Annotated in this window: 9 protein-coding genes; 3 read left to right on the forward strand and 6 right to left on the reverse strand. The window is 41.5% G+C overall.

Annotated elements, in window-relative coordinates; translation table 11 throughout:
- Nucleotides 1-616 precede the first annotated feature (616 nt).
- Nucleotides 617-2,749: a hypothetical protein gene (locus HUJ21_RS12740; RefSeq protein ID WP_291370370.1), complete on the reverse strand. Its 2,133-nt coding sequence runs from the start codon at nucleotides 2,747-2,749 to the stop codon at nucleotides 617-619.
- Nucleotides 2,750-2,973: 224 nt separating this feature from the next.
- On the opposite strand from HUJ21_RS12740, the gene HUJ21_RS12745 reads away from it, so the two are divergent.
- Nucleotides 2,974-4,782, forward strand: a complete 1,809-nt coding sequence (locus HUJ21_RS12745) for a GDSL-type esterase/lipase family protein (protein ID WP_291370372.1) — start codon at nucleotides 2,974-2,976, stop codon at nucleotides 4,780-4,782.
- Here the strand turns inward: HUJ21_RS12745 and HUJ21_RS12750 are convergent.
- From HUJ21_RS12750 to HUJ21_RS12765, 4 genes are all read right to left on the reverse strand, one after another.
- Nucleotides 4,767-5,846, reverse strand: coding sequence for a dihydrodipicolinate synthase family protein (locus HUJ21_RS12750; protein ID WP_291370374.1), 1,080 nt, complete (start codon nucleotides 5,844-5,846; stop codon nucleotides 4,767-4,769). The genes HUJ21_RS12745 and HUJ21_RS12750 overlap by 16 nt on opposite strands.
- Nucleotides 5,847-5,849: 3 nt before the next feature.
- Nucleotides 5,850-6,866, reverse strand: a complete 1,017-nt coding sequence (locus HUJ21_RS12755; protein WP_291370376.1) for an NAD(P)-dependent oxidoreductase — start codon at nucleotides 6,864-6,866, stop codon at nucleotides 5,850-5,852.
- Between the two features lie 398 nt (nucleotides 6,867-7,264).
- Nucleotides 7,265-8,461 (reverse strand): Nramp family divalent metal transporter, encoded by a 1,197-nt coding sequence (locus HUJ21_RS12760; RefSeq protein ID WP_291370378.1) that lies wholly within the window; start codon nucleotides 8,459-8,461, stop codon nucleotides 7,265-7,267.
- Between the two features lie 56 nt (nucleotides 8,462-8,517).
- Nucleotides 8,518-9,018, reverse strand: a complete 501-nt coding sequence (locus HUJ21_RS12765) for a hypothetical protein (RefSeq protein ID WP_291370379.1) — start codon at nucleotides 9,016-9,018, stop codon at nucleotides 8,518-8,520.
- A gap of 289 nt (nucleotides 9,019-9,307) precedes the next feature.
- Here HUJ21_RS12765 and HUJ21_RS12770 point away from each other — a divergent pair, with 289 nt between their 5' ends.
- The gene (locus HUJ21_RS12770) at nucleotides 9,308-9,850 is read left to right on the forward strand and encodes a hypothetical protein (RefSeq protein ID WP_291370381.1); all 543 of its coding nucleotides are present in this window, start codon (nucleotides 9,308-9,310) and stop codon (nucleotides 9,848-9,850) included.
- Between the two features lie 26 nt (nucleotides 9,851-9,876).
- On the opposite strand, the gene HUJ21_RS12775 is transcribed toward HUJ21_RS12770, so the two are convergent.
- The gene (locus HUJ21_RS12775; RefSeq protein ID WP_291370383.1) at nucleotides 9,877-10,344 is read right to left on the reverse strand and encodes a polymer-forming cytoskeletal protein; all 468 of its coding nucleotides are present in this window, start codon (nucleotides 10,342-10,344) and stop codon (nucleotides 9,877-9,879) included.
- Between the two features lie 656 nt (nucleotides 10,345-11,000).
- Here HUJ21_RS12775 and HUJ21_RS12780 point away from each other — a divergent pair.
- Nucleotides 11,001-11,429, forward strand: coding sequence for a response regulator (locus HUJ21_RS12780; protein WP_291370385.1), 429 nt, complete (start codon nucleotides 11,001-11,003; stop codon nucleotides 11,427-11,429).
- Nucleotides 11,430-11,496: the final 67 nt, after the last annotated feature.

Raw genomic sequence — 11,496 nt, forward strand, 5'->3', positions numbered from 1 at the left:
TCCCGGAGGGCAGGAAATCAAGACAAAAAAATCCTTCCTCCCACAAGCCTCCTGCGCACCTCCTGAGAAATATCAGGACAGGCCGCTGACTACTGCCAGGACAGGCCGGTTTTTTGTCGGGCCTGCGCTCTTTCCGTTTTTAATTTATAGGTGTTCTTTTCTATAAAATTTTTTCAGGAGTTATACTTTAAAAGAAATATTTTTAATTGCGTCATCGGTAATTAGCAAATCCCTCCGCCGCGGCGGAGGGCATAGCTTGTCCCGACCAGAGTCGGGAGGGGATTTTTTCGGTAACGTCCCAAATATCTATTCGTAAGTAGTTACTTTTTTTAAGATCTTTACAGATGTCGGCCCAAACCACTTTGCGTATTTAAAATTTAGTCCTTCTTTTTGTCATAATTTTTCAAAAGGTATACTTTAAAAAAAGCAGCTTTAAATACGTCATCGGTAGCACTAACATTTTAAAGAACGCAGAAATCGGGATGACGTTGTTTGTTTTTATCATGTTGATTTTCAGAGGATTAATAAACACGTCATCGGTAGGGTGCGTTTTTGAATAATAAAACCTATCGTCATCCAAATGTGTGAGGTTCTCGTCACCCTCGATTTCAGGTATTTATTGATAATCCTCCAACATGAGGTCAAGGCGATCCTCCATCTGTGTTGCGATATCAGAATCCTGAGTCAAATCCCAATAGCTCTGCTCTTGCAAGACCAACACCTGTGTGGCCACAATCCAACTTTGGGTCCAACCGGTGAGCGTACCCCAGGCACCCCATCCCACATCTGCATTGGAAGCCCAGAATTCCCATTTGTCAAAGTCAAATGCCCGAAACCAGGCCCCATCCAGGTCATAAAAGCGGTCACTTTTTACCTGAATCCGTGTAAGGAAATCCGAAAGTTTATTCAATGCCTCATGATATTGTGGATTACCGGTAGCATGTGCAGCTTCATTGAGGCTGAAAAAAGCAAAATTGCTCGTATACAGCATGTCTGCAATCGGGTCTCCGTTTTCAAAAATCAAAGGGGCCTCATGAAGGCCATATTCCTCATTTGAACGGGTCCTGCCATACCTGCCTTTATCCGTTCCCCCCAATTCTTCCCTGATTGCCCCATTGGCTTCCTGATTTTCCAATAGTTTGCTTACCACAGTATCCAGCCATTTCCGGTGTTCGGGTGTATCTTCCACCCTCACCAGCCAGGCCAGAGGTAGAATCATCCTTGCCCGTTCCTGCTGAATCCCGTTTGTCCACAACCATTCATCTGGATAGCCTTCCATGGTAATCCTGATGGCTGTTTTGGTTTTTTCCAACAGGGGCTCATAGCCGGTTTTGTCATAAAGCCAAAGGTATACCGCCCACATCCATGATTCGAAGTGGGGGGCAGGATTGACGACATCCCTGTTCCAGTAATGCTTCCAGCCTTCCCGTTGAAGATCGCGGTTTTCTATACGGTTAATCCTGAATCCATTCTTACCGGTGGTTCGGAAATTTCCCAAAATGGCTTCCAGTATTTCCTGATTCCAATCCTGCTTTTCCAGATGTGCCATGGCTCCCAGAATGCCCAAAATTGCCCTGGCATTGTCGTCTCCATAATATACATGGGGATGGGTATGGGACCAACCTATCAATCCAAAAGCAGCTGAATCGGGATGGTTCCTGGGCCCTCCCCTCAAATTTTCGCGAAACAGAAAGTCAATCAGGTTTACTGCCCGCTTATCATATTCTTGTTCATCCAAAAGCTTACCTGCAGCGGCCAGGGCATAGGCCCCTTCCCCCTGAACATCTGCCCTGATCCAGTAGCGGTATTGCTGGCTACCATCATGGTATATATTGGAAGAATGACCTTCCAATAATCCTTCCCTGCCATCACCTGTTGGTAAATAGCCAGGTACTGGTGGACCAACCGGATTGGTTCCATCCCCCTGATATTCCAACCACCTGTCCTTCCAATCCTCATGAATGAAAAAATTCCCCTTAAAAAACCAGTCCACTCCTCTTTTAACACTATTTACTTTATCCGTATCGGAAATTGCCTCATTCTCATCAAAATTCGGTTCCAGATACCTGGGCCATGTATCAAAAGAAAATGATTTTTTGCCGCTAAGTTGGCTTATCAGGTAGCCCCACACGGATTTCCAATGGTCCTGGGGGCCAAACCGCCCTTTTGCAAAATCAGAAAGCTTGGTCAAGGCAATGAAACCAGATCCTTTTGCATACAATATAGGATAAACCGGCACCCCCTCCAGCCCATAAGCAGCATGATCCAAACCGGCCACTTTTGCCAGAACCAATAAAGGATCATTTACAGCTGCAGGGATCAGGTGACAATCGTTTATGCCCAAAATCCGCATAGGGGGGAGTTGGTCACCAAAAACATCCGCTACCACCACTCCCCTTTCCAGCCTGGTTTGCAGTATTTCTCCCGTACTTTCCAGCCCATCAAAATCGGAAGGGTATTCCAGGTAATAACGTATTTCCTTTTCTTCCAATAAAGCAATCAACCCTTCCGGAATATCCACCCTGTCCTGAGGGTAATTTTCAGAAAGTATCAGTAAGATGGCCTCTCTTCCCATGCGGTCTGCCGCATCCAGGGGATCCTCATGGAATTTCAGTTGAAAACCTTCACCCTCAAGCCATAGTACCAAATCATTATTGGCTGAACCGACAACATGTATTACCTCCGAATTTCCTGTACTACAAGAAAGCAAAGCATAGAAAACCAACAAAATAAAACAGGACCTTAACATAGAAAATGGAAAACTGGTTAAAAACAACAGGCAATATACATTTATCCTCACATTTCTGAAATTTATGGATTGGTAGAAATTAATGGTAAAAAACCCCGAATAATTTTAAATTATAAAATATTGGCTGACAAATAATTAGGATACAATACGAAATAATAATTTTTACTTGGTTAATTAAATTTGAAATTCTTAAATTTAAAAAAACATGGTTTAGATTATTAAAAATGCATTTCAAATATCTTTTCCTTATCGCCTGTTTTCTGGCCAATTTGAATTTATCCCTGGCTGAGACTGCCTTTTTAAAGGATTCTACCTTAATGGACAAAGAGGCGTCTGCACCCAGATGGAGCATCATCAACAAAGGAGCGGGAAACAACAATTCCCTGGACCTTTTGGCAAGATTGGACGAGGATGTCATCAGCGAAAATCCGGATATGGTTTTCATCATGGTAGGCATTCATGACATGATCAACCTGCATAAGTTTTTGGATTACGGTACCTATCGCAAAGCTTACCAAAAGATCATTTCCAGGCTCCAGCATGCAGGAATAGAAACCGTGTTGCTCAACCTTATCCCGGTAGACACCAATGCCATTTCCAACAGGTACCAGTTGGATTTTTTTGATTCTCCTCCCCTGGTAAAAATAAAAAAAGCCAATGAGATCATTGCCGATCTGGCCAGAACAAACGGTCTTAAAACAATCGATCTTTATCAGGAATTCATCAAAAGAGAATCCCCAAATCCCGGAAAAGCTTCCCTGATCATGAATGTGGCGAATTCAGGTAAACCGGATGGGGTGCATCCCACCAGTGAGGGCAACCGGATCATTGCCGAAAAGATTTTTAATTTCCTGGTAGCAACTCAAAAAATCAACCACAAGAAGAAAATGGTTTTTTTTGGTGACAGTATCATTTTCGGTCAGGGAGTGGAAGGCAGTGGCACCAGCGAGGGGCAAACTTTTCCTGCCTACCTGAAAAAAATGATCCAATGGGATGAATTGGCACCTTATTTTTCAGTGCCTTATGAATATGAAGATGTAGAAGGGGATTTCAGTGACCCTTTCGTTTTTGAGGACGGCACAGTGGTAAATGACCTTGCAGACTGGAAGGAAAGGAGAAAGGAGATCCTTAAAAAATGGCACGACCACATGGGACAATGGCCAGAAATGATCAGCAACCCTTCTTTTGAGGTATTGCATACGGTGGAAAAAGAAAGCTTTGTACAAAAAAAGATCAAATTTGAATGGGTTCCAGGGCAAATGACGGAAGGTTATTTGTTAATACCTTATGGCGCTAAAAACAACCCTGCTGTGGTAACGGTATATTATGAACCGGAAACAGCCATAGGAAAGGGAAAGCCAGACAGGGATTTTGCTTTGCAACTGGCCAAACGGGGTTTTGTCACCCTTTCCCTGGGCACCACAGAAACTACTGAAAATGAAACCTATTCCATTTACTACCCCCATATAGATAGTGCCACTGTACAACCCTTATCCATGCTGGCCTATGCAGCAGGAAATGCCTGGCATTTGTTGGCCAGTCTAGCTGAGGTAAATGCAGACAAAATAGGCATCACCGGTCATTCCTATGGAGGAAAATGGGCGATGTTCGCTTCCTGTTTGTTTGAAAAATATGCTGCTGCAGCCTGGTCTGATCCAGGTATTGTTTTTGATCAGAATAAACCAAACATCAACTATTGGGAACCCTGGTACCTGGGATACCACCCACAACCCTGGAGAAAAAGAGGATTACCGACCGAAGACAACCCGGCAAAGGGCCTGTACCCGGAATTGCTGGAGAATAAAATGGATTTGCATGAACTTCATGTACTCATGGCCCCAAGACCATTTTTGGTTTCCGGGGGTGCCGAAGATCCCGTCGATCGTTGGGTCCCCCTGAATTACAGCCTTCGAGCCAATGAACTCTTAGGTGTAAAAAACCGGGTTGGTATGAGCAATCGGAAAGAACATTCCCCCAACAAGGAATCCAATGAAATCATCTACTCTTTTTTCGAATATTACCTTGCCCCTTGATTTTGATTTAAAAATTGAGACAGATTTTTGAGAACAAATTCATCATCATTTAATTCGGGGTAATCTGAACAGACCCTTTCTATCTCCTCCATTTGACCAGGGGAAAGTGTTTCCTGTGGATTCAAACACCACCTTCCCTCTAAGAGACCTTGCCGTCGCAACACCTCGTGAATACCTGGTATACAGCCTTTGAACTGGTGGTGGGGATCAAATATTGCTGCGTTGGTATCTGTTATTTGCACACCTAAAGCCAAGAGATCAGCTATTCCCTCTCCATCTCTTTCCAGACAAAGCTTTATCCTGGCCAACAATTCTACGGCCCGTCTGGTCCAAACAGCCCAATGTCCCAATAATCCCCCAACGATCCTTTTGGTGACCAATTGCCCTTCTACCATAAAGGAAAATGAGCTGAGCAAATCGGCCACTATGTTATCATCATTTCCCGTATACAGGGCAATTTCATGTCGTCTTTCCGAAGCGCATACAGCTCTTACCACGTCCAGGGTTTGGTACCTGTTAAACGGCGCCATTTTTATCGCATGCACGTTTGGGATAGCTGCAAAATCCTTCCAGAATTCATGGCTGAGCAGCCTCCCGCCTGCTGAAGGCTGTAGGTAAAAGCCAAAAAGAGGAATCAGTTCTGCGACTTTCTCTGCCCTTTTTATCAATTTACTTTCAGACCAGTCTCCCAACCCCCCAGCACTCAATAAGCCTAAATCATAACCCAGACTTTTGGCCAGGTAGGCCTCTTCCAGGGCTTGATCTGTATCCCCAACAATTCCGGAAACCATCAAAAAAGGCTTTTCAAGTTTTGCTGCCTGCACTTCTTCCATGGCCATTTTCAGTACAGGCTCCAGCAGCCCATGTTTTTTATCCCTGATTTCAAACTGGGTACTATGCACGGCCACAGCCATACCTCCAGCTCCGGAGGCCAGGTAATACCTGCTAAGCGCCCGTTGATGTGTTTCGTCTAATTTCCTGCCGGAGTCCAGGGCCAATGGATGGGCCGGAATGACCAGGCCTTCCTGCAAATACTTGTTTTTTTGGGGGTCTATTTGATTCATGATTTAGAATTTTCCTTCTCGTTCCTGAAAATGCGTAGGTTTGTTTAATATTTCTCCTTTCTGAAGTATCCATTCAGCGGTCATTTCTATCATTTCAAGCAAGGATGTCCCGGGATACCCAAACAGGCGGTGACAGCGGGAAGCATTATTGAGTAATACATAAGGTTCCGGTTCATTTTTAAAAACCGGAGCCCTTCCGAAAATCCTTCCAAAAATATCGGCCACCTGATGGATGCTGATGGTTTCAGGGCCTGTAACGTTAAGCAGTTTTGGGGGGCTGCTTGTATGTAAAAGCGAACGAATGGCGATTTCGTTGGCGTCCCCTTGCCATATGACGTTCATATGTCCGCTTCTCAGGTCAATGGCTTGTCCTTCGGAAACCATTTTCCCGATTTCAAGTAAGTTTCCATAACGCATGTCAATGGCATAATTTAACCGGTAAATGAGCATGGGAATGCCATAGCGATGACTGAAATATTCGAATATCCTTTCCCTGCCCAGGCATGATTGGGCATATTCACCCAGAGGTTCAGGGGCTGTATCTTCCGTGGCACCTCCAGAGGCATAGTGTACAAAAGGATAAATATTTCCACTGGAAAAAATGACCATCCTCGAGTTTTTATATTTTTCTGAAACCCGGCCGGGAAGGTAGGCATTCATGGCCCAGGTAGTATGTGCATCTCCGGAGGTTCCAAATTTTTTCCCTGCCATATAAATTACATTTTCAGCCTGGGGTAGGGCCTGTAAAGCTTCATCATCCAATAAATCGGCACTGATACACTGAAGTCCGTGGTCCTGAAGATCGGCCTTTGTGCCCGCGTCTGAAAATCGAGAGACACCGATTACCTTTTTTTTCAGGTTGGCAGAATTAACGGCTCTTAGGATCAGTTTTGCAAGGCTGGGTCCCATCTTTCCTCCTACTCCCAAAATAATAATGTCCCCCTCAATCCTTTTTAAATCATTAATGAGCGCTTTAGAGGGGCTACTGAGTCTTTCTTCAAGTTCTGCTATGGATTTCATAAGATTATTATTGTTTTTTAGCGGCCATATGGCATCTTTGACGATTTAAATAATTATTGCCCTGCGTGTTTAATGAATGATTTTAATCGTGTCGATTTCATGTGTTTATAATTGTCTCTAAGTTGCCACATGGTATCTCGCATGTTGGATAATCATTCCTCCGTGTGTCGCTTGCGACATGCTCGATTTCATCGGATTATATTTTATTTTTCAAAGGTCATAAAATACCCACCCGCCACTATAAGGCGGGCTGGCTGGCCTGAACCGTTTTTTTTTTTCGGTGGAAATGCGCATGGCCAATAATCATCCCTGTGTTTGACGATTTCAACATGGTTGATTTAATGGATTAAACAGAGCTTTACCATAGTTTTGTATTTCTAATATGATTCGGGCACTATTCATTTCAAAAATAAATTTACACCATTGCTTACCGCCAGGGTAAGCAAAACGAGCAAGCCAAGAACCCCAAGAATATTTGACAGTTTTTTATTCTTCAATTCGCCCATGATATTAGCATCATTTCCGATCAGAAACAAACCAAATCCTATGAATGGAACGGCAAAAATAGTGATCCCCTGGGCAAAAACAATCAGCTCCAGCGGAAGGCGTCCAAAAATGAGTGCCACTGCAGCTCCGATAACAATCACCAGAGAAATCAGTAATTTAACAGGAAGCCCATTCAGATCTCTTCCAAGGGATAAGGCATCCGCCAGGAGTGTACCCCCTATACTGGCATTTCCAAGTAAGGAGGAGAAAGAAGCCCCAAACAAACCCACCATAAATACCAGAAAGGAAAACTGACCATAAACCGGTGCCAAAGCAAGCCCCATATCCCCGGCAGAACTTACTCCCACACCTTTAGGGTACAAAATTGTGGCCGCACTCAACATGATCATAGATGAGATGATACCCAAAACCATTATTCCTGTAAAACTTTCGGTAAGGGCTTCTTGCTTTTGAGATTTTTTCCAGCCTTTTTCCTGGACCAAATAGGACTGGTAAAATGCTCCGGCAATGGAAAAACTGGATGCTACCAGGGCAATTACCAAAACAAAAGAACCTTTGGGTATGGCAGGAAACAATCCATTTACTACCTCTCCAAAATCAGGAGGAGCCAAGACAAGCGTAAGAAGGAAAGAGATCAGCATGATGGCCACCATCAGAATCATCACTTTTTCCAGTACTTTATAAAAGCTCTTGAAAAACAGCAATGAAATCGCCAATAATGAAATAAATACAATCCATAAGGCATTTGACCCCCCCAGGAATTCGGAAAGGGCCAGACCCGCCCCAACGGTATTTCCTGCCTGGAAAGAGGCTGTCACAAAGAAAAGACCAAAGCCGGCAATCCATGCAGCGGCTTTTCCCCACTTTTCTCTGAATAAGTTGATCAGGGAAGTATTTGCAGCCAAGCCAATCCTTGCCCCCATTCCGGTAAAAGTTAACATCAAAACAACGGCTACAAGGATCACCCAAAGTAACTGATAGCCATAAACTGCCCCAAGTTTGGAAGTAATGGTAAGACTTCCCGGGCCAAACACCAAAGCGGCAGTAATCAATCCTGGCCCCAGGGATTTTATCCAGCGAATGATCACAGGTTAATGGATTTATACATCAGGGGAATAATTCTTTTACGGAGACTGATAAGCAATTAAAAATGTCTTCTATTGAAAATTTCAGTTAATATCACTGCATCTCTGGCAGAGTCGGTATTTTTTAAAATCCTGGCATATTTGCTCCTTCCTGAATATTCTTCTGCTACATCCACCACCTCACCCAGGATCTTTTTGTCATCCTCCAGATCCACCTGATCATCTAGTTTTACCAAAGGTTGCTTGATATCCCGGTACGGGTCTTTATACGAACCCTCAATTTCGGGAATTGTAGCAGGTTCCGGCTTGACAGGCTTTCTGGAAAATTCAGGTTCCGATTCCGTAACCACTTCCTCACCATCGTATTCCAGATCCCTTTCCCTCTCCGACTGCTCATTGCGAATTTCCCTGAGCAACTCTTCAAATGAAGGACCTTTCTTAGGGACCTTATCTGTTGTCTCCGGATCATTCTCCATCTCCGGGGTTTTCTTCTTGGCAAAAGAAGTGTAAATAAAATAAATGATGATGGCAATGATATAGAATATCGTTCCTGAATCCATTGTACTGTCGCTTTAAAACTTCAATTTACAAAAATTAATCGTTTCAAACTTACTTTTTGGACGGAAGACCTGAATTTAATAATGGCCTGACAAAGGTTTTCCAATTCACAAATGAATTACAACCAACTTGAATCGCTTCAGAACCAGTCCTCCAAATGAGATAATTATATGATTTAGCTCAGTTTTCAATAAGAAAAGCAATTTTTATTGTAATATTTAAATTTATTTTTTTTATATTCATATTACAAAAAAGAGGTAGTAAAACCAATTACATTAACCCTACGCTGAGATGAAAACTAAAAAAAGAACACCCGACGTACTTGATGAAATGCAGATTGATTTTCCGAATCTTCTCGTGAAAACCCAACATGGAAATGTTTACTTAAAATCGATGATCAACAACAAAAGGACGATCCTGTGCATCAATCCTTCAGAAATAATCCCATCAAATACGGCAGAAACGAAGGATTTTATTGGTATCCTGAAAAAATTAAAAGACATGAATTTTCACCTGATCGGCTTCAACAGAAAGTCATTCAGAGAGCACTTAAAATCTTTGAATTGGGTCAATTCTTATATCAGGGAAGAATTGATTTTTCCTATATTTTATCAGGCTGAGAATGAGCAAAAAGAATATCTGGAAGAAAAACTATCTGAAACAAATGACCTGAAAAACCCTGTCTATTTTCTCGATAAAAACGGAACCATAAAAATGATTTTGAACGGTGACAAACCTGACAACCGGAGTCTGGAAAAAATCATGGAACTTGCATCCAAATTGGTATTGGGAGAACAAAGTTTCCAGAAGGACATGGTACTAAGGGACAATTGATCCCTTAGCACCATATACCGCCTAGCTCAGTTTTCAATGGATTCCTTCATCAACTGTGGATGGAGATTGTTGTCTTTTAATTTGCCTATTTTACTCTTATTATCCTCTTTTTCAGTTTTACTCATTTCTTTGTTTTCGCTGTATTTCTTAATACAAGCTTCCACTTCGGCACCGGTCTCAATTTTTATTTTATTGGAAAGTACCGAACCATGAACTACACCAGTTTCACCAATGATGGTGATGTCTGTAGCCACAACCTCACCTACAACCTCCCCTAAAATTGAAATGTGACTGGCTTTAACATTGCCAATGATCTGTCCGGTCTTGCCTATGATCACCTTTTTGGTGGTAGTCAGGTTGCCCTGAATGATTCCTTCAACCCTAATATCATTGCTGGAATCAATGTCTCCTATCATCCTGAACCCAGGAGCAAAAAAGGAGGTTGAACTTGGCCCATCCATAGCAGGGTTGGATTTTTTTTCTGAGGTCCACATGATCTTTTCTTATTAAGTTAAAAACGCTTTAAGTGATTAATTTACCTAGTTCAAATAATACAATAATCTCTAATTATATTTTAAATATAGAACTTAAAAAAATGATGTGCAAGAAAAAATTTTACAAAGCATTTTCTAGTAATTTAAATTATTTTTACCGTATATATTATTGGTTTTTAATTTTTCATTGTTATTTATACTCATTTAATAGGCCATTTATCAAATTTATCGGTAAAGGGTAATGAAATATTATATACCTTTTTCAATATTATTTTTCACTAATCAAAACTTACGGATATGAAACTCAATAAACAGGCACCCAAATGCATAAATCTAGAACTATTATCCCAAATCCAATATTTTTTTTATTCAGGCTACTTTAGTTTAAATAATTTACAAGTGAGGTTTATCCATAGATAAAAACCATTTTAATTGTAACTTTTAGCAAACAGACCAAAACACAGCAACTTCCGAACAATTTAAAATTATAATTAATATTTTTTCATTTATATATATTTGAATATAGGTTATTTTTTTGAATTCAAACCTTATTTTTTTAAATTCGGTTTTGTTTATCTTGTATTAAGTCATAAATTCGAAATACAGAAGATTAAATTTTAAAAAGCTGGATTTCCGGGTTAAATTAAAGTTGCAGCATGAAACAGAAACTTGAAACCATAATTGTGGATGACGATATTTTGACGCTACATTATATAAAGAAAATTGTCAAAACATCACCGATTGATGGCCCGATACATACTTCGGAGAATGGAAAACTTGCATTTCAGATTCTGGAAAACAGGAAAGATGATTTTGATACCATATTGGTCTTTTTGGATATCAACATGCCTGTAATGGATGGATGGTCATTTTTGGAATTGCTGCAGGAAAAAACCTATAAAAACAAAATTCAGGTGGTTATGGTGACTTCTTCCACTGACCCTGCAGACAAAGCCAGATCCAACAAATACCCACAGGTAATCGGTTACCTTGAAAAACCCGTCTATCCACAGGTATTTACAGAAATCTACAACCTGTTCGATAAAAACATTGTCATAACCAAAAACAAAGATTCCATCAATTGATGGCAGATCCATACCAAACCCGGTCAAACAGACAAATCCGCTAATCCCCTGACTTGATTTTTCTTCT

It is taken from the genome of Cyclobacterium sp. (assembly GCF_014762705.1).
Lineage (GTDB): Bacteria > Bacteroidota > Bacteroidia > Cytophagales > Cyclobacteriaceae > Cyclobacterium.